20 protein-coding genes are annotated in these 23109 nt (G+C 42.6%); 9 read left to right on the plus strand and 11 right to left on the minus strand.

From position 1 onward, the window contains the following. Positions 1-34: 34 nt before the first annotated feature. The 3 genes from ACM0OS_RS00845 to ACM0OS_RS00855 all read left to right on the plus strand — a co-directional run bounded on the left by ACM0OS_RS00845 (position 35) and on the right by ACM0OS_RS00855 (position 3130). Entirely contained in the window at positions 35-490 is a 456-nt protein-coding gene (locus tag ACM0OS_RS00845; protein WP_414541254.1) for a nitrate reductase associated protein, read from the plus strand. A 122-nt stretch (positions 491-612) separates the two neighbouring features. Then, positions 613-1215 carry a DJ-1/PfpI family protein gene (locus ACM0OS_RS00850; RefSeq protein ID WP_414541255.1) on the plus strand — a complete coding sequence of 201 codons (603 nt, stop codon included), beginning with the start codon at positions 613-615 and terminating at the stop codon, positions 1213-1215. A 535-nt stretch (positions 1216-1750) separates the two neighbouring features. Beyond that, positions 1751-3130: a PrsW family glutamic-type intramembrane protease gene (locus ACM0OS_RS00855; RefSeq protein ID WP_414541256.1), complete on the plus strand. Its 1380-nt coding sequence runs from the start codon at positions 1751-1753 to the stop codon at positions 3128-3130. A gap of 417 nt (positions 3131-3547) precedes the next feature. On the opposite strand, the gene ACM0OS_RS00860 is transcribed toward ACM0OS_RS00855, so the two are convergent. The 4 genes from ACM0OS_RS00860 to ACM0OS_RS00875 all read right to left on the minus strand — a co-directional run bounded on the left by ACM0OS_RS00860 (position 3548) and on the right by ACM0OS_RS00875 (position 9086). After that, positions 3548-4198 (minus strand): hypothetical protein, encoded by a 651-nt coding sequence (locus tag ACM0OS_RS00860; RefSeq protein WP_414541257.1) that lies wholly within the window; start codon positions 4196-4198, stop codon positions 3548-3550. A gap of 226 nt (positions 4199-4424) precedes the next feature. Then, on the minus strand, positions 4425-5990 hold the full coding sequence (locus ACM0OS_RS00865) for a CHAT domain-containing protein (protein ID WP_414541258.1): 1566 nt from the start codon (positions 5988-5990) through the stop codon (positions 4425-4427). 163 nt (positions 5991-6153) lie between these two features. After that, positions 6154-8367, minus strand: a complete 2214-nt coding sequence (locus ACM0OS_RS00870) for a PP2C family protein-serine/threonine phosphatase (RefSeq protein WP_414541259.1) — start codon at positions 8365-8367, stop codon at positions 6154-6156. Between the two features lie 368 nt (positions 8368-8735). Then, on the minus strand, positions 8736-9086 hold the full coding sequence (locus ACM0OS_RS00875) for an NAD(P)H-quinone oxidoreductase subunit M (protein ID WP_414541260.1): 351 nt from the start codon (positions 9084-9086) through the stop codon (positions 8736-8738). An 847-nt stretch (positions 9087-9933) separates the two neighbouring features. Here ACM0OS_RS00875 and ACM0OS_RS00880 point away from each other — a divergent pair. Beyond that, the gene (locus ACM0OS_RS00880; RefSeq protein WP_414541261.1) at positions 9934-10221 is read left to right on the plus strand and encodes an Npun_R1517 family heterocyst differentiation transcriptional regulator; all 288 of its coding nucleotides are present in this window, start codon (positions 9934-9936) and stop codon (positions 10219-10221) included. Positions 10222-10707: 486 nt separating this feature from the next. Here ACM0OS_RS00880 and ACM0OS_RS00885 read toward each other — a convergent pair whose 3' ends face one another. The 3 genes from ACM0OS_RS00885 to ctpB all read right to left on the minus strand — a co-directional run bounded on the left by ACM0OS_RS00885 (position 10708) and on the right by ctpB (position 14028). After that, positions 10708-11403, minus strand: coding sequence for a response regulator (locus ACM0OS_RS00885; protein WP_414541262.1), 696 nt, complete (start codon positions 11401-11403; stop codon positions 10708-10710). 208 nt (positions 11404-11611) lie between these two features. Next, positions 11612-12574 carry a glycosyltransferase gene (locus ACM0OS_RS00890; RefSeq protein WP_414541263.1) on the minus strand — a complete coding sequence of 321 codons (963 nt, stop codon included), beginning with the start codon at positions 12572-12574 and terminating at the stop codon, positions 11612-11614. Positions 12575-12690: 116 nt separating this feature from the next. After that, entirely contained in the window at positions 12691-14028 is a 1338-nt protein-coding gene (ctpB, locus tag ACM0OS_RS00895) for a carboxyl-terminal processing protease CtpB (protein WP_414541264.1), read from the minus strand. Positions 14029-14373: 345 nt separating this feature from the next. On the opposite strand from ctpB, the gene ACM0OS_RS00900 reads away from it, so the two are divergent. Further along, positions 14374-15078 carry a YdcF family protein gene (locus tag ACM0OS_RS00900; RefSeq protein ID WP_414541265.1) on the plus strand — a complete coding sequence of 235 codons (705 nt, stop codon included), beginning with the start codon at positions 14374-14376 and terminating at the stop codon, positions 15076-15078. Between the two features lie 49 nt (positions 15079-15127). Here ACM0OS_RS00900 and recJ read toward each other — a convergent pair whose 3' ends face one another. From recJ to ACM0OS_RS00920, 4 genes are all read right to left on the minus strand, one after another. Further along, positions 15128-17485 (minus strand): single-stranded-DNA-specific exonuclease RecJ, encoded by a 2358-nt coding sequence (recJ, locus tag ACM0OS_RS00905; RefSeq protein WP_414541266.1) that lies wholly within the window; start codon positions 17483-17485, stop codon positions 15128-15130. 171 nt (positions 17486-17656) lie between these two features. Next, the gene (locus ACM0OS_RS00910; RefSeq protein ID WP_414541267.1) at positions 17657-19063 is read right to left on the minus strand and encodes an NAD(P)(+) transhydrogenase (Re/Si-specific) subunit beta; all 1407 of its coding nucleotides are present in this window, start codon (positions 19061-19063) and stop codon (positions 17657-17659) included. Further along, positions 19060-19353, minus strand: a complete 294-nt coding sequence (locus tag ACM0OS_RS00915; RefSeq protein ID WP_414541268.1) for an NAD(P) transhydrogenase subunit alpha — start codon at positions 19351-19353, stop codon at positions 19060-19062. The genes ACM0OS_RS00910 and ACM0OS_RS00915 overlap by 4 nt, the downstream gene beginning before the upstream one ends. Before the next feature lie 103 nt (positions 19354-19456). Then, positions 19457-20626 carry a Re/Si-specific NAD(P)(+) transhydrogenase subunit alpha gene (locus ACM0OS_RS00920; protein ID WP_414541269.1) on the minus strand — a complete coding sequence of 390 codons (1170 nt, stop codon included), beginning with the start codon at positions 20624-20626 and terminating at the stop codon, positions 19457-19459. 729 nt (positions 20627-21355) lie between these two features. Between ACM0OS_RS00920 and ACM0OS_RS00925 the strand changes: the two genes are divergently transcribed. From ACM0OS_RS00925 to ACM0OS_RS00940, 4 genes are all read left to right on the plus strand, one after another. Continuing rightward, complete coding sequence (locus ACM0OS_RS00925) at positions 21356-21898, plus strand: DUF2808 domain-containing protein (RefSeq protein WP_414541270.1); 543 nt, start codon at positions 21356-21358, stop codon at positions 21896-21898. A 151-nt stretch (positions 21899-22049) separates the two neighbouring features. Beyond that, positions 22050-22184 carry a 50S ribosomal protein L34 gene (gene rpmH, locus ACM0OS_RS00930; RefSeq protein WP_088242947.1) on the plus strand — a complete coding sequence of 45 codons (135 nt, stop codon included), beginning with the start codon at positions 22050-22052 and terminating at the stop codon, positions 22182-22184. Between the two features lie 25 nt (positions 22185-22209). Continuing rightward, positions 22210-22632 carry a ribonuclease P protein component gene (gene rnpA, locus ACM0OS_RS00935; RefSeq protein WP_414541271.1) on the plus strand — a complete coding sequence of 141 codons (423 nt, stop codon included), beginning with the start codon at positions 22210-22212 and terminating at the stop codon, positions 22630-22632. Further along, positions 22619-23011, plus strand: a complete 393-nt coding sequence (locus tag ACM0OS_RS00940) for a PH domain-containing protein (RefSeq protein ID WP_414541272.1) — start codon at positions 22619-22621, stop codon at positions 23009-23011. The genes rnpA and ACM0OS_RS00940 overlap by 14 nt, the downstream gene beginning before the upstream one ends. Positions 23012-23109: the final 98 nt, after the last annotated feature.

Raw genomic sequence — 23109 nt, forward strand, 5'->3', positions numbered from 1 at the left:
CACCTTAAATAACTTTCTTAATTACAAATTATTTATGGCGATTTTTTTTGAATTTGAAGCAGATTTTGTTGACTCATTACGTTGTATACCTATGCAGGTACGCTACAAATTAGATACCTGTGGTATCAAATTAAAATTGTCCGATTGGCATCACATGAATCAAGATGAACGTACAGCTTTAGTTGAATTACCTTGTACCACAGAAACAGAAATTAAAGCTTACCAAGACTATCTCCAGCAATTAATTTTAGACCGCACAGGCAAACCAGCGGCAACACTACCGATTGAATCTGAGCCTGCATGGATGGACTCTAGTAATATACCCACTAGTATCCAAGAAAAGGCCCAGGAAATAGGTGTTATCCTCACGCAACAACAGTGGGCAAATTTAAATCCATTACAGCGATTTGCCCTGATTAAACTCAGTCGTTCCGGACATGAAAACAAAAACTTTCCTCAGGCGATCGCAGAATTTAATCTGCGAGAATGAGTCATAATTATTTAGCCAAAGAAAACTAACGTCTGTAGTCTGAGTTACACTTTGTTAACGCTTTGCTATCATCCAGTGGTTTACTCATAAATTTGTGACTAAATATGTGAGGATAACCAAACATGGCTGCCAAAAAAATTTTGATGCTCGTTGGGGACTATGTGGAAGACTACGAAATCATGGTTCCCTTCCAGGCGTTGCAAATGGTAGGACACACCGTCCATGCAGTTTGCCCAGATAAAAAAGCTGGTGACAAGGTGCGAACAGCAGTTCACGACTTTGAAGGAGACCAGACTTACATTGAAAAACCTGGTCACAACTTCACTTTAAACGCCACCTTTGCCGAAGTAGAACCAGAAACCTATGATGCTTTAATTATCCCTGGTGGACGGGCGCCAGAATATATTCGTTTAAATCAGCAGGTACTAGAAATAACTCGTCATTTTTCTCAATTCAATAAGCCCATAGCTGCTATTTGCCACGGTTTACAGTTGTTAGCAGCGGCTGATGTTTTGCAAGGCAAGCGTTGTACTGGCTACCCTGCTTGTAGCCCAGATATCCGTACTGCTGGCGGTATCTACGTTAATATTGCCGTTGATGAGGCTATAGTTGATGGTAACTTAGTGACAGCGCCCGCTTGGCCGGCTCATCCCCGTTGGTTATCAGAATTTCTGAAAGTACTGGGAACTAAAGTTGAGCATCTAGAAATAGCTGCTATCAAATGATGATCGGGAACGGGGAATAGGGAATAGGAAGACAATGTGTGTAATTAATTTTATCTAAGTACTTACTGGTCGTCGAGGCATGGCATCACAGAATATAGATGATCAACTAAAATATTTTTATTGCTGTGCCTCTGACACAAGTTCGTATACAATTTGGAAATGGTCAGTAATCAAAAACAACTGATAGCAAACCGTGGATAATTTTATAAGTTTTGCCAACGATTGAATGTGGCGAATACTACTATTATTTGATCAATTGCTGTAAATTTAATTTGTAGTTGTTTGTCAGGACTATATCACCTATAGACTTTAATCAATACAACTGATAAACAAAGCACAGAAAATTATTCTTACAGCCAGAATGCTTGTCAATATTGAGTTAGGCAATTTTAAATTTTGAATGAGCAAATTTTGAATTTCTTTACAGGAAGTAAAGCTATAGTGTATTTAGCAATGCTGCTGTTGGCGTGGCTAAGATTAAGTTCTAATGCCGAATTATTTTTGATGAATTTGTTTGGAAAGACACTCTAACTCGATGACAGGCAAAAACACAAGACATAATGCATTTCTGCGGCTAGTGTCTGGTAACGTGGCAGCTTTTGGTTCAGAATCTCGCTACTCGCTGCTTACCAGTAAAGAGGTAGTAATTGGACGCGACCCCACCTGCCAAGTTGTCTTGGATGCCATGATGTATCGGATGGTATCTCGCCGTCATGCTGTGGTTCGTCCCCTCTCCTCATCTCCAGATAGTAAATTTAGTTGGGTAATTTGTGATTTAAATAGTGCCAATGGCACTTTTTTAAACGGAAAACGCTTGTCTGGTTGTCAGGAATTACATGCAGGCGATCGCATTTCTCTGGGTTCTGATGGGCCGCAATTTATTTTCGAGTATGATTTGATTTCTCAGCCTACGGTGATGACTAACCAAGTCAAGCCGCTACCATCAGCGTCCAAAACCCACGGACACACTTATTTAAAACAACCTGATTCGGTAAGCTTCACACAACTTTTTCCGATTATTTCCACTGGTAAAGATTTAACTCGTAAAGCCTATCTCATACCAGGAATCCTCACGGTAATATTTGTGGTGCTGATGTTTGCTACTGTCGGTCAGCCCCAAGCTAATCAAGTGATAGTTGCAACTTACATCGCCTCGGCTGCTTACTATTTTGTTTATCAACTTTGCGGTAAGCAAAAGCCTTGGTGGGTACTCATGGGAGCAGCTTTATGCACAACGCTGATTTTGCTGAGTCCCTTGTTGGATTTATTTATCTTTGTGTTTCGCGTTATTCTGCCTGGTAACTTGCCTACACCTCAAGAGCCTATCACCTTTACAGAATTGTTGGTACGGATGTTTTTTGGTGCCGGCTTGATGGAAGAATTACTCAAGGCGTTACCTTTAATTGGGGCATATTTCATCGGTCTGGGTTTACCTTCTCCTTGGCGAGAACGTATCGGTATTTGGGAACCCTTAGATGGTATTCTCCTGGGAACGGCTTCAGCTGTAGGCTTTACCTTGTTGGAAACTCTCGGACAATATGTGCCGGATATTACCCATAATGTCACGCAACAAGTGGGAATAGGCGCGGCTGGCCAATTAGCGGGTTTACAACTGCTAATCCCACGAATTTTAGGTTCTGTGGCCGGGCATATGGCTTATAGTGGCTATCTGGGATATTTTATTGGCTTGGCTGTCCTCAAGCCGCGCATGAGTTGGCAGATTCTTTCTATTGGTTATCTCAGCGCTTCTGCACTTCACGCGTTGTGGAATGCCACAGGATCTATTAACGCTTTACTGTTAGTGGTAGTTGGGGTGTTATCATATGCCTTCTTAATGGCAGCAATTCTTAAGGCCCGGGTATTGTCACCGACGCGATCGCAAAATTTCGCCACCCGCTTCATTGGCCCCAAGTAAGGGCTAGTACCGTTATGGGGAAGTCAAAAGTCAAAAGGCAAAAATAAGAATATCAGAATTGAATGTCAAAATTTCATGATCTCCTCAGGATGTATCGTTTTTGCCTTTTACCTTTTATTTCCTGACTTGAATAGTTGCTGAAATAAATTGACAACCGCTTACTATATCTGGGTTGCATCATTTTATCAATCGTCGTCATTTTGCTAGCTGATTGGAAATTCGACTAATAAAATTCTGATTTATGTCTTCAGATAGATGTGTTTATTTCCACATCAATCTAAGGTGGGGATTATCAGATACTTGTGTATCAAAAATAATCAAAAATTTAAAATCGCAACGTAAAATTATTCGCTGGCAAATACTTGCAGCCAAAAATTACACCAAGCTGTGAGATATGAAAATAGTAGAATAATTAGTCTATTCTTCAGACTGAGAATTTTTTATTTGTCTGAAAGCATAGTAGGCGATCGCTACACTAACTTTTGCTTGTTCCAGTTCCGATAAAGTTGCCCAATCTCGGTTATTCACCTGATTAATAATAGATTTCACATCTCTCGATTCGTTGCTACGCATAGCATAGGCAAAGGGACGTGCTAAAACCAATAGATCGTCTGTGTTCCAAGTAGGTAGAACAGATTGAACACACTGTACTAGTTCTTCGCCGATTGATTGTTGAGTCGCAAAAATTTCTGTAGCTTTTTGGGCGATAGTTTTCAGCCAACCTTGAGGGACATTAGCAGCAAAGGCTGAACTTAAAATCACTTGCAGATGATCCACAACTGATTGATTTGTATTACATTTGTAGTGAGAATTAGTGACAACGTGATCCCATAAGCTGTCTAGATGCCCATAAAAAGCTTCTGATTTTGTTGTTAGTTCTTCGTGGGTCAGTAATTCCTCCATAGCAAACTGCTGTTCTAGTTCGCTAAAATAAGCATCTGACTCATCATCAGCCGGATTCCAAGGATAAGTGCCGTCTTCTGGTTGTAGTAACGTATCTAATAACTCTAATTCCATCTGGGAAGATAAAGCGTTAAAGGTTTTTGATTCGTTATTTTTATTGATCATTTTTTTGTCTCCCGATGAATTATTTATTAGTATTGACAGCTACAACTGTCAAAAGCACATTTCCGCAAAAAATTCAATTTTATCTAAACTTAAAAATAGGTTTTTGAAACTAGCATTATTCAATCCAGATAAATAATGATTTTGTATTGGGTAAACAGACACAGATAAAACAATAAATAGGTTGTACTTTAAGTCCCTTATCCCCAGAGGGGCCCCGAGTTCCCTCCTAAGAATCTTCAATCACAAACTGCCAAATTTCACCACGCGAACTACCAAACTTTAACTGCATTCCCGACTGTAATGGCACTTCCTCGCGGAGGATTTGTTGCCAACCATTAGGGCCTAAACACCAGGTGGTGCCGTAGGTAGAAAAATCTTGGAGATAATAAGTTCTAACTGGAGTAGTACCAGTTAAGGTGTTTCGACATAAAATTTCGGCGTGACGTTTGGAAACCGAGGGTTCGGGGATGACAATATCATTATCTTTCGTGCGACCGATGCGGGTAACTCCAGATCGTAATACCCACGTTTCTCCACCGGATGAAAGCGATCGCAACGAAGCTTGAGGAATTGAGGAATTGAGGTTAGGTAGTACAGTCTCTGGTATTTCTGTAACGCCTTCATCAAAACTCTTAATGAGTTCGCCATCAAAATCTGGATGCAGATACAGCACAGGCAAAGTCCAAGCAGGTTGATTGAACTTATAAAGTGTTAATAACTCTTGTCTAGCTTCTGCTACTGCTTCATCAATTGATTTACGCGATCGCAAAGCCGCAGTAAAGGCCTGAATAAAACTGTGGCTTTCGTGGTCAGCAATTTGATCACGCATTCCCAACACCGCAGGCACACCATGTCGAATCAACACTTCTGCCATACTGCTAGCGGGGATAGCTTGGTGATGACTAGAGGCTGGTTGTGCGCCCCAACAAGCATTAAAAACTGCTAATTTCAACCCACTACGGGTTAAAACTTGGGCTATTTCTATGCCATTCAAGGTCATACCTGGGCGCAACAAAAATAATCCTCCATCTGGGCCTGGTAGTCCATGACCAGCATAAAAGAAAACATTGTATGCCTTAGTTTCTAACTCTTGAATTAACTCTTGTGGTGTTGGTTGCAGAAGTGTCTTGACGTTACAAGGTGCATATCCTTGAAAACTGCGCTGTTCCAGAATTTGTTCTAAAATTATTGCTTCTTGTTCTAATTGCAGATTATCATCATGTCCTAAAACCAGGAGAATATTTAAAGTCTGGTCGGTTCGCAAATACGGTAGGGCTTCAACTTCACTAGTAGTGCGACTAAATAATAAATCTGGTGACAGAGACATTGCCGGCTGTCCAGGTTCGCGCTGCATAATTTCCCAAGGCAAGGCAATAAGATCGGGGTCACGAATTTCTAGGCGAAAGCGCAAACGCCTACGCTGCCCCATAGCCATGCCGCGACTACGTTCGAGACTACCGAGAATCGGCCCATCGAAGACCCAACGCCAGAGATTAATGCCGAGGTATTGCATTAAACGAATACTATAGCTGGTGGTTTGTCCAGAAGGCGGGGCAACCAAGTTGATGGGTGATGGATTTATTTGCCCTTGGTTAGAGCCGGGATGAATATCTAAGCCACTATGACCAGCAAACATCTGCTGCCATTCTTGCCAAACTTGAGTGAGTTCAACAGGCCATACGCAGTCATGCAAAACATAACCACTGGGATAGGGAGCCTTAACCACCCAAATGGCGAAGTTATCTGTGCCAGTGTTGATCAGACGGGCGATCGCCAAGTTTAAGGATGGCATGGATTCATGACACTAAAAGGTAAATACAAATTATTTTCAATTTTCCCAAAATAATTTTCTTTTGGTAAAAAGCTGTTTTGGCAAGTTTTTCATCTGTTTACTAGCTGTATTATTTCAGGTTTTTACTAATTTATCGAGGATCTTAATTAGTTGGATGAGAACGCTACTGTGCATTAGGTACTGGAGTTTGGCTGAAATCAGCATCACAGGGATTATCATGGTCTGGTTGCAAGACAGAAACATCAAAACGTTTTAGTTGAGATAATTCAATTCGCTCTATTGTCTGTGCTTGTGGAGGTTGAGCAACATTAGAATTAACGTCACCTGGAGGAGAACACAGGCGCATCTCCACCCACAAATCTACAGTAGCAGGCTGGGGAATGGGTTGAGTTTCGATTACTTGCCAAAAACTTCCTGGGGGAAATGCTGCGAAATTACCCAAAGGGATGTCACTGTTGGTTTGAATCACCCACCCAGGTTCGAGGTTATTCAGCGATCGCTCTGGAACTGGATTAGAGACAGTGGGTGGTGGAGTTCTCACAGGAAAAATATTTGCAGGCGATCGCAGTAGCATAATCAAGTATCCTAATCCACCAGCTGCGATCGCCAAGATTAACGGCACTATTAAACTTAACGGCAGTCTCGTAATTTTCGTAGGCTGATTTTCGGGCAGGACTTTCGTTTTTTGGTTGGGACTCCCCTCTAGTAATGTTGGTTGCAAGCCTTTAGTTCCAGAACTTGCCACTGGCATCGCCAAAACATCAGGAATGACGGCTTTTACAGTTAACTCTGGTTCTACGTACTTGACTCGATAGTGTATTAACGCCAGCGTGACATTATCATGTCCGTTTTTCGTATTAGCGATTTCTACTAATCTGTCAGCAACCTTCACTAGATCATTTTCACCCGTGAGAATTGGTAAAATTTCTGTTTCCCAATAATCTTCTACGCGGTCAAAATCACTCAATCCATCAGATGTCAGCAAAAAAATCGCATCTTCATCCACAATAAATCGCTGGGAAGTAGGATGTAATGAGGCACTGGAACTCATTCCTAGAGCTTGCACCAGCGAGCCAGCACCACCCTGTTGTACAGCTTCCCGGTAGATAGCATAGCCAAGTCTAACTTCACGAGCCGCCACGTCATCGTCAAGGGTAACTTGATAACAACCGTGATCAGTAATCCAGTAGGCACGACTGTCACCAACGTGAGTAATATAGATTTCGTGGGCAATAGGTAACGCCATCACCAAAGTTGTACCCATGCGTTGGCGGGCATGGCGATTTTCACTATCATTGCGTTGGCTAATTTTATCATTGGCAATAGCTACGGCTTGATCTAAATCAGCCAGCACCAAAGAAGGTTTTAAATGATCGTAGGGAACCGATGTGATTTGCTGTACCTGCTGCTGGATGGTTTCAATGGCTAAATTAGAGGCCACATTACCTCCTTCGTGTCCACCAATGCCATCACAGACAATAGCTAAAGCCGTGGCTTGGGGTGGTTTACTCACAACTGTGCCACTGGCGGGGTAACAGGCATCTTCGTTGCGTTGGCGACTGGGCCCTGTGTCTGTTTTGGTGACGATTTTAATTTTGGGAGTTTGTGAACGTCCTAAGTCTGCCAGTCCTTGATCTAAAACTGTAATTAATACTTCTGTTGAGTTAATTTCTCCCTGAATGAGAAAGTTGCTCAGTTGCTGCAAAAATTCAGCTATGGCTGGTCTGGATTCCGCTTGTAATTTTTGCCAAAATGCACCTAATTGGGGCAAGTCTGGTGCCGTTGCCGCGTCAAAACGCAATTCTAACAAGCGCACTAATGATCCTTCTACCCGCAGTACATAAGGATCTATTAAGCTAGTAGCCACCCCTTCACTTTTTAAAGGTTGCCACAAATTAGCTATCTGCCATAGCCAATTAAGTTGACGCATTGATGTTGCTTGGCGCCAAGCGGTAGTTAACTGGCTACATAGCTGTACTTGTGTGGCTGAAGCATCTGCACATAGGGGCGGCTTCTCTAACAACAAAATCTCTTTACGGGAGTTGCCATCAGCTAGGGGCAATACTCCATATACCTGTGGTACGTTTAAACTGTAAGGAATTAGTCTTAGATAAGCTTTGATACCCTGGGAATTTTCTAACTCAGGTGCATGGGGCAGTAACCCCGGTTTCCTATCTAAAACCACAGATTTAGAAATGACTAAATAGCGATCGGCTAAAATATCTCCAGGGCTACCCACAGTCAAATTTTCGCCCACAACCCAGAGGTAACGTTTGGGAAGAGGTGCAGAGCATCGCTGGCAAAACTTGTGCGTTAAGGGATTCGCAGCCAGACAAGCTTCATTTGGGCAGTAGAGCGTTGCCGCATCATTTTCCATAGTGTTCGCAGTAATCAGCGATTGGCAATTTCTTCAACAGCATTGTTAGCGGTAATCTAAACCGCTGATGTTTCTTCTGGGATTCGATATATCTAACTGGGGATCATGGTTTTAGCCAGCAGACACCAGCGTATATTAATAATTAATTTTCTTACTTATGCAAATAACATACTCCTTAGTCAACCCTACAGCCTAATGATAGCCTCTACTCCTCTATGGCTCTACATTGCCAGAGCGACTAAAACTAAATCTGTCATCAAAGCATAACTCACGCCTAATTGTGGAGAGTGGAGATAAGGGAGAAAGATTTTGTTACTAGACCAAAGTTTACTCCCCTACCCCCTGTTTCTTACTTGACTCTACTAATTTTACTCAACTGCTACTTGGGGTAGACCCATGCTGTAGTTGGTGACGCGAGCCGAGAGATTGTAGCTGATTTCGCCTTTTTGCAGAAGCGATCGCAGATAATGTTCTAAATCTGATCCAATGCGGCGTAAGTTGTAATCTGTGAGGTCTTCACCACTTGATGCTTCTACTAGTTCATCAAACTGGCGATAAACCTTTTGTAGAGCATCTTCGTTCCAATTGAATTCGTTATCTGGGTCGATATCCAACGTTAAGACCTGATTACTAGGAACCAGTTCGCCATCCCGGTCAATTTCTGCCGCAAAAATTCGGATATGCCGGGTTGTGGACTTGAGCAGCATCGGGTTGTCCATAAAAGGGTGTCAGGCTTGATTTAATCACACTGAAATTATATAACTGTAACCGCTATGCATGAAGTGGAATGCCCTCTAATTAAAAGCTTTGAGCAGGGGAGCGGGGGAGTAGGGAGTAGGCTTCGCCGTGAGCGTCAGCCGTTAGCGTAGCTTCCCGAAGGGTACGGGAGTAGGGGGAAGACAACAAATACTATTTGAGTAAATGGGATAATTTATTCTTTGGATATCCCTAACTCTGTGAAAGCATAAATTTATTTATAGCTTTTTTTACATACCATATCTAGAAGAAACTAGGGTGAGAAGTTTGTTGGCAGAGCTTGCTTAGAGTTTTGCAACATCTGTATGCACAAATATTTACTTTTCATGAATTTAATCATCAAAATTTCCTGAATTTTTATAATGAAAAAAAGGTACATCCAGTAATTTTACGTAATGTTGGTACAACCTCCTCTGGCTTTAAACAAATTCAAAAAAACCAGCAATTTCACTTACGTAATAACACCAAAAATTGAGTAACAAGTCAAACTATTCTTGACTGAAAGATAAAGTTGATGTGAAAAGCTTTAAAAAGATTAAACAAGTTCTTACAGAAACTTTATTGTATAGAATCTCAAAAACTGAATAATGGTTATGGTTTACCTAAAGCACATCTGGCTCAGGAAGATCAAGATTTGGCTAGTTGAAGTCTAGCTAAAAAAACGCAAGAGGGTGAATATGGAATACAACTGTTATGGATTGAAGAAAGGTTTATAATTCCAGCACTGTGGATTCAAAAAAAAATCAATGATTTTGCTGGACATATAGTTCCTCACCCTCATGACCACCAAGTAAAGTAATCCTCAAAACTATGAACTCGAAAGCATTACCACGCCAAATAAGTAATATCGAAGTCGGTGTTTATGAATGCGAAATACATCTCAAATTCCGGTTGATTGAGGAAAAAAGTTTATTGGGCGATCGCGAGCAACTATTGCAGGTGCTGCTAGATGCTTTGACTGAAGGTTCTGATGAATTTTTGGAGACGCTACAAGCATCTGTCAAAGCGCAGGAAGTTTCTGAGTTCAAGGCTTCCCCTCAAATGCGCCGTCAACTGATGCGCTTACGCAATGCTGTTGACAATAACGAAAAAGGTTGAGTAGCCGTAATATATTCAACTGGGCAGCCAACGGTAAATTTTTTGATTAGCTGTTTTGCCTCAGTGCGCTCACAAAACATTGGCTTGTGTAAATTCATCCTCAGGTGACAAGCTCAAATTTACTCTGCTCTTTTAAGAAGCCAAAAAAGCATCTACAAGTAGCCTCACCCTTTAGACTACAAAGATTTTGGGGTGTCTACGCCATAGACTAATGCCTTCATTTTAGGGCAGGTGACAGTTTTTGCAGATGGAAATTGCCGTACAAGTGATCTAACCAGGGTTTTGCTTCGATTTATAGAAATACGCAAAGGTCAAAAGTCAAAATAATAAATTGCTCAATAGTCAGACGTTATCAGTAATTTCGGACTATTAGAGACAAAAATACCAGAAAACTAATTAACTAAAATTCATAGAGTAGGCATCTTGTCTCGTCCTATGCAGGCAGGATGCCACAGATTATGGTTTTTTATCATCCTGAAAAGCTTGTCAATTGGCAAGACCATGTTCTAGTGCAAAACGCACCAATTCAGTACGGCTATTAGTGCCAGTTTTGCTGAACAAACGGCTGACGTATTTTTCTACATTCCGGACACTGGTTTCTAAACGTCGGGCAATTTCTTTGTTCATCAATCCTTCAGCTACCAAATTTAAAACACTTTGCTCTCTGGGGGTTAAGTCAATTTTAAATGGCGCTGGTGATTGAGATATGGCATTTCTTTGGGTTAATAATGCTTTAATTTGGGCAATCTGATTAGCTAGTTCAGCAAGATCCGGAGTTTCGCTGTCTTCACTGGTTGTTGGTAGTTTGGCGTTGCGCCGAGATAGTAAGTTTGCTACTATTGCCACCAACTCATCGGGATCAAACGGTTTGGGCAGATATGCATCAACTCCAGCTTGGTAGCCCTGAATGCGATCGCCTGTCATCCCTTTAGCAGTTAAAAATACTACTGGCAATGTTTGAAACCGGGGGTCTTCTCGGAGTTGTTTCAGGAACTGATAGCCATCTATCTGAGGCATCATGATGTCAGAAATCACTAAGTCAGGTGTATTTTGCTGCATCCAATCCCATCCTTCACGGGCGTTACTGGCAACTTGAACGCTGAAGCCGCTTTCTTGTAAATAATCTTTCACGGCTTCCCGCAATCCCGGTTCATCATCTACCAGTAACAATTGTGCTGACATGGCAATTTCCTAAAGTTTACCTTTCTTTAATTTAGCGAAAGTTGGTAGCTCTTGGCTAATAGATAGTGCCAAACTGGTTTTTGATTGAATTTGATTGACATTTTCTAAAGGACTTCCAAAGAATTATCCAATTTACTCAAATAATATTTGTTGTCTTCCCCCTACTCCCTACTCCCTACTCCCTACTCCCCCACAGGGTTAGAAGTCCCTAAAGCCAGTCTATATTTTTGGCATTCTCTGGCAATTTAGCTGTTCTTTGACCAACCGCACGCGCTCTGGCGTTGTATAAACCAATAGGAGTATCTAATAAATCCACAAGGGTGGCTTTACCTGCGATCGCCTGGAGACTATTTTTTGGTACTTCTTTCAATAACCAACGTAATAGCCGATGAATGTATTCTTTGAGTGTGAGTTCTCGCATTAAATCTACACCATGTAGTTCATGCAAATAGCGATTGGAGCGTCCGTAGCGTTGCCATTGACTTTGCAGTTCCTTTAGTGTCGTCCGGTGGCGGTGCTGGATAATTGCATTAGGAGCAAATTCCCAACGCCCCAAATTTTGCTTGAGAATCCGCCAACAAATGTCTGCATCGCCACCAGTGGTCAAATAAGGACGAAATAATCCTGCTTTTTCTAAAGCAATGCGGCGAATAGCTAAATTAGCAGTTTGACCGTAGGGGCAAAAGGGATGGGCAAGAGTGTGCTTTTGGGATAAAGTGTCCTGCTGCTGGGCGTGTTGTTCTAGCAGAGTGTTACCTGGAAGTGCGGCAATTTCACCAGCGACAAGTACCACATCTGGATTGATAAAAGGCTGGATGAGTGAGTGTAGCCATTGTGGTTGGGGATGGCAGTCAGCATCAGTAAAAACGACAATTTCGCCTTTAGCGGCACGGATTCCCGCATTACGGGCAGCATAAGAGCTTTGAATTTGATTTTCGCTGAATACATGAATTATGGGACAACTTTCGGCAGATTGCTTCAGCAAAGTGAAAGTGCGATCGCTGCTATTATTATCCACTAGTAAAAACTCTACCCTGTCTTGGGGGTAGGTTTGAGATAACAGGCAATTGATTAACTCTGGTAAATCTGCTTCACCGTTATAAATGGGAACAACCACGGATACCATTGGCAAGAAGCTGTTGGCAGTGGTTGCATCAATTGACTGATTCATAAATGTGAGATTTTGGGATGGGATTACTTAATTTAGTATTCCCCATCCAAAATTTTGTAACTTTAATATCAGGAGATTTTCGTGACTCCAAAACTCTGGACGAGAGAATACTAATATTAAAATTTTAATTCCCTAGCACCAGCACTGAGAGGTTGATTAGTTGGGCTGATTGGAGGTTGAGCAAAGTTTTTACTGGATAATGCCGCGATCGCCCGGGTATATTGGGGATCGTTTTGAGTTCCTAGTAAATTGGGATTAGACGCCAATTGACGCTCTTGTGCTGCTGTCAACTCTAGTTTGATATCTGGGACAATTCCTTTTTTATTGATATCTGTGCCTTTGGGGGTGTAGTAGTGGGCAATAGTCACTGCCAAACCTGAACCATCTACAAGTTCATGTACAGATTGCACCATTGCTTTGCCAAAGGTTTGACTGCCAATCACTACAGCTCGGTTATTATCCTGGAGCGCCCCTGTGAGGATTTCACTAGCACTAGCTGAATTACCATCTACCAATACTGCCAAGGGCTTTTGTGTCAGAGCGGTGCGATTAGCTCTAGTTACCTCACTACCTCCGGCGCGGTTAACTGTACGGACAATGCCGCCATCATCGAGCCACATCCGGGAAATTTCAATGCTGGCATTTAATAAACCACCAGGATTTCCCCGCAGATCTAAGACAAATGCATCAACATTCTGACTGTTCAAATCACGAATGGCTCGGCGCATTTGGTCGGAGGCATGACTACTAAATTCGCGTAAACTAATGTAACCAACACGACGATTTCCTTCTTGCTGGAGGGTATAGCGGACTGTTGGCACTTCAATGGTCGCCCGTGTCAGCTTCATATCAAAAGCAGTCTGCCCCGTCCGTCCTAGTCGCAGTGTGATGGGAGTACCCGCTTTACCGCGAATCAGTTGGGAGGCATCATCCACCTTCATTTGGGCAGTGGGTTTGCCGTCAATAGCTAAAATTTCATCGCCTGCTTTGATCCCGGCTTTGAGGGCGGGAGAATTCTCTATAGCTTCTAAAACTGTGAGGCGCTGAGTTTTATCATTAATTTCCATGCGAATCCCAATCCCAGACACTTCCCCTGATGTTTGGCTGGTCAAGGATTCATATTGTTTGGGGTCCATAAACCGGGTATAAGGATCTCCCAATGTTTGTAAAGCCTCGCGGATTGCTACATAAGCTTGCTCATTAGAAGAATATTCTTTACTTAACAAGCTCTGTCTAGTGGCTATCCAATCTTGTTGATTAAAATTGCCATCAACATATTCACGATTTACCAATTGCCATACTTGGTCAACTAATGCTTTCGGGCTATCTTGTAGGGCGGCAACAACGCAGCGAGTCCAAGCCGAGCCAAATACGGACATGGTAGCAGTCGTGGCGATCGCTCCACCAATCAAGGCTACTTGGAGGGGCGAGTAACTTTTCGCAGATTGGTTCATGTATATCAGTTGAAATAGTTCTATTGTTGACAGTTTAGCAATCAGGCTTTGGGGAAATTTTAAGTTTTTATACTCAATTTTCAGTTATGTTACTTTCATGCTTTTCTCCTGAAAATTATGCAGAAAATTTTGGGCTAATTTATTAACGATAATTTCTGCGATCGCTAGCTTTTTTTCACAGTCTAAAATAACACTATGAAGCCATTGTGACATTGCTATGACATTATTGTGACACTTTTATCAGTGTCAACTTTACACCCTATATTATTTTTATAAGATAGCACCTCGCTGGTTTAATTGTAGGCCTGATCGACATTATTTAACCAAGCTTTTATTACCTATGTTATGAGACATAAATTTACCAAAACTTCATCAATTTATCTTGGGAGAAAATTCCGTAAACAGTGGCAATTGTTACAAAAAATAACTTGTGGTTTATGCCTAATCTTTGGGTGTTGGCTAATTTTCACTACGATTAACCTAGTTTGGGCATCTTCTCAGCCAACAAGTGCTTTATTTGTGCTGGGTGGTAGTATTCGCCGAGAGATTTATGTTGCCCAAAAAGCCCCCCAAGATCCACAAATTCCTATTTTAATTTCTCAGGGTTCCCCAGACCCCTGCATCTGGCTAATTTTTCAGCGAGAAGCAGCAGCTTTACAAAACGTTTGGTTAGAAAATTGCGCTAATTCCACTTTTGACAATTTTTACTATGGGATTCCCATTTTGCGGCGCTGGAAAGTACATAAGGTAAAACTGATTACTTCGCCAACCCACTTACCTAGAGCTAAATGGATGGCACAAATTCTTTTGGGCGCTCATGGTATTTGGGTAGAGTCAGAGATTGTCCAAGAAGATGGTGTTCCTGGTAACTATGAGTCAGGGCTAAAAACTGGATTAGATGTAACGCGCAGTTTACTGTGGGCTGTATTGAGTCAGGTTGTTCAGCCACAATGCTCAAATGTCACCAGACTGGCTGAAGTGGATATGCAAACTTGGGAGAGTCGGGGTTTTAAGTGTGAACGACAAGGGGGAGTGGGGAGTAGGGAGTAGGGAGTGGGGAGTGGGGAGTGGGGAATGCTTCTTCTTCCTGTTCCCTTTCCTAAGTATTAATTATGGCCATGATGGTAGATAAGGGAACTTCGGCAAAATAATTTTGCTGAAATTGTTCTTCGCTGATGGCGGCTAAAAATTTGGCGATGGCTGCGTCGGTAACATTTTCTGAGGTGGTGGTGGGATGCCAACTAATTTGTAAATCACGATCTTGACGTGTGATGGTGAATCCTAAATGTTTTAAGGCTTTGAGTCCTAAATGTAAGGTTTGGTCACGGATGCCGAGTTTTTCTAATAGTTGGATGCGGGTGACTAATTGATTTGTCCGACTGAGATATTTGGCTAGTCCCACTAGGGTTAACCAAATTTGCCTGGGTGATTGGTGTTGGGGTTTAGTCCAGGCGATCGCAAAGCGCTCCGTAGGAATCGCTAGTTGTGATTGATGGTAACTTAATGTTAGACACCGCCTCCACCATGCGCGGACATCATCCCAGCTAGTAGGACACTCTTGCATTACAAGTGCTGCGTTTTTCGTGCTGATTTCTGAGAATTGCTGATGCCGCCAGTCTAAGATGGGTGCTGAGTTTTCAGTTATGTTAACGTAGCGATCTGGTGCTGATTCCGTAGCCGGACGAACGGCAATTAACCTGATTTCGTAGCGTTTTTTAAAGGTGTTGTAGTCCAGTTCGGCAATGCAATCACACCTACCTATGGGCAGTTCATCTTTATAATGTCCCCACCACACCCCAGGAAAGGGATTTTTCGTAGAATCATCCCGAATGTCAAAGTCGGTTTTGATGTATTGCACCTTTTTGCCTTTCCAATCTTGCTGATTGCGATGCCAAGTATTTTCAAACCAGCAGTTTTCAATCAGCAGTTTTGGTACAGGATTACCCATTCCACAAGGTTCTAGCAGTTTCAATTCTAAAAATAATTCTTTGCCCAAGTCGGCAACTTTGACTGTCAAATCTGCTTGCACAGTTGGTGTGAGAGTGGTAGCGCCTAAAGATTGCCGCAATTGTTGGTTAATCACCGCCGTAAATAAGGGAATATTTTCCACCAACAAACTCAAACCAGCAGCAAAAGGATGTCCACCAAAGCTATGTAAAAGATGAGCTTGCTCTTTTACCAATTGGTATAAATCGACCGCATTGATTGAACGGGCGGAACCACGGGCTAGGGGAGATGAGGGGGGAGATTCTGTGGCTACGTTCTCGGTGCTTAATAAAATTGTGGGACAACCTGTTTCTTGTGCTATTTGCCCAGCCACTAAACCTAATACACCTGTAGGCCATTGGGCATCTTCTAGGACAATGACACTGGTGGTTGATAAGTCTAACTGCGATAGTTTTTGGGCTACTTGCGCTTGGACATCTTTTTGTAAAGACTTGCGGCGGGTGTTGGCTATTTCTGTAACTTCGGCTAGTTGATAGCAATGTTGGGCATCTCGACTAGTTAATAATTCGACGCAGAAACTAGCATCACCTTGGATACGACTCACAGCGTTAATGCGCGGCCCTAAACCAAAGGAAATATCTGTGGGGCGATCGCCATTTCTTTGGCACAATTCTAATAATCGCCCTACCCCTGGCCGTCGTCGTGCTGCTACTGGCTGCTGAAAATCTGCTTGGAGTCTTTGAATGCCCAATTGTGCTAAGTAGCGACAATCTCCACTAAGTTGTACTAAATCAGCAATTAATCCTACTGCTACTAAATCTAATAAATCTTCTAAAGGTTGTTGGGGAACGTCGGGTAATGTTTGATAAAGGGCTTCTACTAATTTAAAAGCTACCGCCACCCCAGAAAGGTGAAATAACTGATGTTCGTTAGATAAATAACGGGGATTAATAATTGCTGTAACTGGTGGGCGTTCTTCAGGTAAAGTGTGGTGGTCTGTAACTATGACATCTATCCCTAACTGTTTGGCATAAATAATTTCTGCAATATTAGTGCTACCAGTGTCACAAGTAACAATTAATGTACAACCTTGTTGATGTAACTTATCAATGCCTGGATAGTTGAGTCCGTGGGATTCTGTGAGGCGATTGGGAATATAGTAAATTAACTGCGTATTTTGATGGAAAAATTGTCCTAAACCATCCCATAAAACAGCAGTAGAAGTTATCCCATCAGCGTCAAAATCTCCCCAAATAGCCAGTTTTTCACCAGCAAGACGAGCCTGTTGCAACCTTTTCATGGCTAGCTGCATTTCTGTCCCAAATTCAAAGGGACTAGCTGGTTGATAAGTTTGATGGTTGATAAAAGCGGCTAATTGTTGATGATCTTTTATTCCCCGTTGCCAGAATAATTGGGCTGCATATCTGCCACTGGATGCAGGCGTATATTTTTTCACCACTTGGACGAACCAATCTGGTGGTTGTTCAGTTGTTGTTAAAATCCATTGCATGATCAACGAACCACAGAGACACAGAGGTCAAAGATCGTAACTTGGGCTGGGAGTAGGGAATAGGGAGTAGGAATATTATGTTTGAACCCAACTTAGTATCAATACAAAAGGGGTACATACATATTACTGCACCCCTACACAAAATCTATATATGCCAAGCTTGTCCTAAGTCTATAGCTGCTTCACTTCCGAAACCAACTTAGAAACCATATCCTTAGCACCACCAAACAGCATTGTAGTTTTATCCTTGTAGAACAACTCATTATCTACACCGGCAAAACCCGTACTCATCCCGCGCTTAATCACAATTGTCTGCTTCGCCCGGTCTACCTCCAAAATCGGCATACCATAAATTGGACTATTTACATCACTACGCGCCGCCGGATTCACTACATCATTAGCCCCAATGACCAAAGCCACATCCGCAGCTTCTAATTGAGGATTGATATCATCCATGTCATACAACTGCGTATAAGCCACATTCGCCTCAGCCAACAACACATTCATGTGACCAGGCATTCTACCAGCAACTGGATGAATGGCATACTTAACATCAACGCCCATGCGTTCTAACTGATCTGCCAATTCCCGAACACTATGCTGTGCTTGGGCCACAGCCATACCATAACCAGGTACAATCACCACGTTACGAGCATAACCCAACATCATTGCGCCTTCTTCAGCGTCGATGCTGCGAACAGTTTGATCACCTGTAGCACCTGTAGCGCCTGTAGCACCACCAGCCACCGCCCCACCAAACGCACCGAATAATACGCTAAATAATGAACGGTTCATCGCCTTACACATAATCTGGGTGAGGATTAAACCAGAAGCCCCCACCAGTGCGCCAGCGATAATCAACATATTGTTCATCACCACAAATCCGGCTGCGGCTGCTGCTATCCCAGATAGGGAGTTTAACAGCGAAATTACCACAGGCATATCCCCCCCACCAATGGGGAGAACGAACATGATACCCAAAACTAAAGAAACTCCCACCACTCCAAAGAATATGGGTAAGCTATCGGGTGTGATGATTAAATAGACACTGCCTACTATATAAGCTGCTAAAAGTAAAAGGTTAAATGGTTGCTGGAAAGGTAATTTAATGGGGGAACCACTGATTAAACCTTGCAATTTGGCAAAGGCGATAAAACTACCAGTTAAGGTGACACCACCGATTAATACATCCAGCAAAATGGAAATGTTGACATCCAGTGGTATGGGTTGAGAACTACCGATTAACCGCCAAAATTCAGCCACAGCAATGAGGGCAGAAGCTGCACCACCCAATCCATTGAGTAAACCCACCATTTGGGGCATTTCCGTCATTTGGACTTTGTAAGCGGCGATCGCACCGATCCCAGCCCCAATGGCCAAGCCGATTAAAATCATTTGGTAGTTTAACACTTGCTGATCCAGCAGTGTCGCCACGATGGCCAGTAGCATTCCCACTGCGGCTATGACATTACCATTCCGTGCTGTAGCTGGGGAACCCAGTTTTTTCAAACCCAGGATGAATAAGGATGCAGCGACTAAGTACGTCAGCTGTATCCCAGTTGGTAAAAAGTCGCTCACGCCTTAATCTCCTTTTTTTTGAACATTTGTAACATCCGATCTGTAACGAGAAAACCACCAACTACGTTAACTGTTGCCAAGACTACAGCAATCAAACCGAGAATCACTGAGACACTTGTCTCTTTAGCACCAGCCGCTACTATTGCTCCCAGTACAGCAATGCCAGAAATTGCATTTGAGCCTGACATTAAGGGTGTGTGTAAAGTCGGTGGTATTTTGTTGATGACTTCAAAGCCGATAAAAGATGCCAGAACAAATACAAACAAAGCTGCAAGTAATGCCTCTGTCATGAAATTAAAACTCCTTGTATGTAAATGAGAGGGGCTAGAGGCTAGAGGTTAAAAACAATGCTTTCTTCCTATCTCCCAGTACCCAGTCCCTAGTCCTTAGTCCCTAGTCCCTAACTAATTGATTATCCACAGCCTGTAGCGCATCCTTTACCCGTTGATTGCGAATTTCACCAGCATGGGTAATGCAAGCCGCATCAACAATATCGTCGGCAAAGTCTACCTGTAAAGCTTTGTCTTTAACTAATAATTGAATCAACGATGTCACGTTTTTGGAATACAACTGACTGGCGTGAACCGGCATGGATGATGGCAAATTGATGGGGCCAATAATTGTCACACCATTCCAAACAATATCTTTGCCGGGTTCTGTGCAGGCGCAGTTACCACCTTGTTCGGCAGCTAAATCGACAATCACTGAACCTGGTTTCATCTGTGCCACCATTTCTTCTGTCACCAGTCTTGGTGCTGTTCTTCCAGGCACTTGGGCTGTAGTAATTACCACATCGGCATTTTTTACGTGTTCGGCCACAACTTCTTGAGTGCGTTGTTTGCTAGCCTCGGAAATTTCTTTAGCGTAGCCACCAGCGGCGGTTGTTTCTTCTTCGAGTTTGACTTCGACGAATTTTGCTCCTAAACTTTGCACTTCTTCTTTGACGGCGGGACGAATATCAAAGGCTTCTACTACTGCACCCAAACGTCTGGCGGTGGCGATCGCTTGCAATCCGGCCACGCCAGCACCCATGATAAATACTTTAGCTGGGGCAATGGTGCCTGCGGCTGTTGTCAGCATGGGGAAATATTTTGGTAATGCAGCTGCGGCAATTAATACTGCCTTATAACCTGCTAATGAAGCTTGCGACGACAAAGCATCCATACTTTGGGCCCTGGTGGTACGGGGGATCATTTCCATACTCAAGGCGGTGATTTTGCGGTTAGCTAGTTGCTGCGCCACAACGGGATTTCCCAAAGGATTGAGAAAGCTGATTAATACAGATCCTTCCCGGAGTAATTCAACTTCTGATCCCCCATTTTCTCGCTCTTGGGGTGGGCTAACTTTCAACAGGATATCTGCTTGGCTCCATAATTGAGCAGTATCACTGATAATTGTCGCTCCTACTGCTTCATAGGCAGAATCGCTAAAAAAAGAGCGCTCTCCTGCACCTGTTTCTACCCATACTTCTAAACCTTGTTTGACTAACCGGGCAACGGTGTCAGGATTTAATGCTACACGACGTTCACAAACTTCTATTTCTTTAGCAACTGCTATTCTCATGAAATCTCCTGGAGATAAATACCTTTATTTCTGGCAAATATGCAATTTTTCCCCTTAGGGATGTCTTTTACTCATCATTTAGGGCAGTATCTGTCTGCGATGGCTTTTTCTAGATAGAATCTTGAATTTTTCTTATACCACTGTTAATTATCTAGACATAGCCTTACTCTGCCACTTGCAGATGTCACACTTGCTGGTAGTTACAAATAGGGTTACATATTGCAAATCCTAAGTTGATTCTCACATTTACATCTTTGTCTTTAGCTTGTTTTAGGGATTGCAAAATTGGACTATTCCTTGCTTATATTTGGCAGCTTGATAATTTCTCAGTTATTTTTTAATGATTGCCGCTTTGATTCAAGCTGGTTTTAATCAATCTATCTCAAGTTAATCGGCGATCGCTGTCTAGTCATCTCAATTTTTATAACAAAAATCTTAAATTAAGATACACTTATACATATTTAGAAACACAATCTCATCCTACTATTTTTCTCTGCAAGTGGCATTTGACGACGGCGCTAGAAAAGTGAGGCTAATTTCCCTAAAGTCTAATCAAGTTTAAATAGATTACATAGTAATATTACTAGCATCTCTCGGTAGTATTGTAACGGCACTTTTCGTTTTCATGACACGTCAGTTGTCAAACAGCCACTAGTAAATTTGATTGACGCAGGCTGAATATGGGTGATTTAAATAACAGACGTAATTTTTTGGTGGAGGAGCGTAACTATGCGATTTGGAATTTCTAGACAACACTTACCTTTAAGACTACTTTCGGCTTTAGCTGTGACTAGCAGTTTACTGGCTGCTTTTCCCGCCATAACTGGAGCGCAAAGCTTACCAGGGTTTACACTATTTAGCGGTGTTAAAAGCGAAAATCAGCTACCTTTTCGGTTAGATTATGGCGGACAAGCTAATGGTTGGGATCGTTACAACCTGAGAATTCCCGCCCAAAGAATGAAATTGGCTGTTGCTCAGTTTGCTGTTACTTACCCAGATTATTATAAAGGAACTTTTGATCCCAATAAAATTGAGGTCAAGTATAAAGGAAAAAACGTGCCATTGGCAGAGGTGAAGTGGAACCAAGAAAGTCGCCTCCTGGAAATCTTTCCCGAAGAGCCAGTACCCGCAGGTGGACTAGTAGAGATAGTCTTCTCTAACGTCCGCAATCCGGCCTTTGGTGGTATGTATCATTTCAACTGTCAAGTTCTTTCCCCAGGGGAAGTGCCAATGCTACGTTACGTAGGAACTTGGATATTGAGCATCTCTTAGGCATTTATTCAGTGGTCAGTTGTTAGTGGCAATTTATGAAGATGCATTGACTTTTGACCACTTTTTTACAACTATATTTACCAATTTGCTGGTAGAGTGATAAAATCATAGATTGTGACTTTTTATAAAAATCGCCTTAGAGGAGAACGATATGCAGAGAACCCTGGGCGGCACTTGCCGTAAGAGAAAAAGAACCTCTGGTTTTCGGGCTAGAATGCGGACACCAGACGGAAGAAACGTGATTAGGGCTAGAAGAAAAAAAGGACGTCATCGTCTGAGCGTCTAGGGCAATTACAGCAAAAATAGCAGATGTGGCTTTGCCCAAAGCGTATCGACTAAAATCGCGCCAAGATTTTCAGGCAGTTTTCCGGGAAGGGATTCGGCGACATAGTTCTCACTTCACATTGAGAGCATTAAAGCCGTCATATTCAAGTAAACATTCTTTGGATGCTACCGCCAACACCAACCAAGAAACTGTCTCAAAACAGGTTGCTAGCAGTAAATTTGGGATTTCGATTAGCACAAAAGTCAGTAAAAGAGCAGTAGTGCGTAACCGAATTAAACGCCAAATTACCTCTGCTTTGCAGCATTTACTGCCGAAATTATCTCCAGGCTGGCGTCTAGTCATTGTTGTCAAACCAACAGCAGCAGAATCTACGTGCGGAAGCCAACAATTTCTGCAAGAATTAGAGCAGTTGTTGGTAAAAGCTGAGGTATTTGATGGGCATTCGTGAAGAAGTTTATTATGAAGGCGGCCCCCATATCGGGGACTTAATCCTCAACGTCTTAATTGGATTCACTGTTGTGGGTCTACCCTTGGCAGTAGGAGCAATTGTTAGAGCATTGTGGCTGCGCTTCCGCATCACTGACCGCCGAATTTCTGTGATTGGGGGTTGGAGAGGACGCGATCGCACTGACATTATTTATTCAGAAGTGGTCAAAATCGTCAAAGTTCCCCGTGGCATTGGCTTTTGGGGAGATATGGTGTTAACGCTAAGAAATGGTAGCCGTCTAGAAATGCGGGCTGTACCCAACTTTCGGGAAACATACGACTACATCAATGAAAGAGTTACAGCTAAAAATCCCCTATATAGCGGTGCTGCTAAGAAGTGATGAGAGTAGGGTGTGGGAGGAATTTTAGATTTTAGATTTTGGATGAAACTGCAATCTAAAATATTAGCTGGGCGGCATACGCTGTGAAGATCGCAAAT

The sequence above is a fragment of the Nostoc sp. CCY0012 genome (genome assembly GCF_963920855.1).
Taxonomy (GTDB): Bacteria; Cyanobacteriota; Cyanobacteriia; order Cyanobacteriales; family Nostocaceae; genus Cyanocohniella.

Excerpts from the sequence above, each read along its gene's own strand:
- ACM0OS_RS00925 (WP_414541270.1), top strand. The coding sequence starts at position 21,356 with ATGCGATTTGGAATTTCTAGACAACACTTACCTTTAAGACTACTTTCG.
- ACM0OS_RS00875 (WP_414541260.1), bottom strand. The coding sequence starts at position 9,086 with ATGGACAACCCGATGCTGCTCAAGTCCACAACCCGGCATATCCGAATT.
- ACM0OS_RS00865 (WP_414541258.1), bottom strand. The coding sequence starts at position 5,990 with ATGCCATCCTTAAACTTGGCGATCGCCCGTCTGATCAACACTGGCACA.
- ACM0OS_RS00920 (WP_414541269.1), bottom strand. The coding sequence starts at position 20,626 with ATGAGAATAGCAGTTGCTAAAGAAATAGAAGTTTGTGAACGTCGTGTA.
- ACM0OS_RS00880 (WP_414541261.1), top strand. The coding sequence starts at position 9,934 with ATGAACTCGAAAGCATTACCACGCCAAATAAGTAATATCGAAGTCGGT.
- ctpB (WP_414541264.1), bottom strand. The coding sequence starts at position 14,028 with ATGAACCAATCTGCGAAAAGTTACTCGCCCCTCCAAGTAGCCTTGATT.
- ACM0OS_RS00885 (WP_414541262.1), bottom strand. The coding sequence starts at position 11,403 with ATGTCAGCACAATTGTTACTGGTAGATGATGAACCGGGATTGCGGGAA.
- ACM0OS_RS00940 (WP_414541272.1), top strand. The coding sequence starts at position 22,619 with ATGGGCATTCGTGAAGAAGTTTATTATGAAGGCGGCCCCCATATCGGG.
- ACM0OS_RS00860 (WP_414541257.1), bottom strand. The coding sequence starts at position 4,198 with ATGATCAATAAAAATAACGAATCAAAAACCTTTAACGCTTTATCTTCC.
- ACM0OS_RS00915 (WP_414541268.1), bottom strand. The coding sequence starts at position 19,353 with ATGACAGAGGCATTACTTGCAGCTTTGTTTGTATTTGTTCTGGCATCT.
- ACM0OS_RS00890 (WP_414541263.1), bottom strand. The coding sequence starts at position 12,574 with ATGAATCAGTCAATTGATGCAACCACTGCCAACAGCTTCTTGCCAATG.
- ACM0OS_RS00900 (WP_414541265.1), top strand. The coding sequence starts at position 14,374 with ATGAGACATAAATTTACCAAAACTTCATCAATTTATCTTGGGAGAAAA.
- ACM0OS_RS00850 (WP_414541255.1), top strand. The coding sequence starts at position 613 with ATGGCTGCCAAAAAAATTTTGATGCTCGTTGGGGACTATGTGGAAGAC.
- rpmH (WP_088242947.1), top strand. The coding sequence starts at position 22,050 with ATGCAGAGAACCCTGGGCGGCACTTGCCGTAAGAGAAAAAGAACCTCT.
- ACM0OS_RS00845 (WP_414541254.1), top strand. The coding sequence starts at position 35 with ATGGCGATTTTTTTTGAATTTGAAGCAGATTTTGTTGACTCATTACGT.
- recJ (WP_414541266.1), bottom strand. The coding sequence starts at position 17,485 with ATGCAATGGATTTTAACAACAACTGAACAACCACCAGATTGGTTCGTC.
- ACM0OS_RS00870 (WP_414541259.1), bottom strand. The coding sequence starts at position 8,367 with ATGGAAAATGATGCGGCAACGCTCTACTGCCCAAATGAAGCTTGTCTG.
- ACM0OS_RS00855 (WP_414541256.1), top strand. The coding sequence starts at position 1,751 with ATGACAGGCAAAAACACAAGACATAATGCATTTCTGCGGCTAGTGTCT.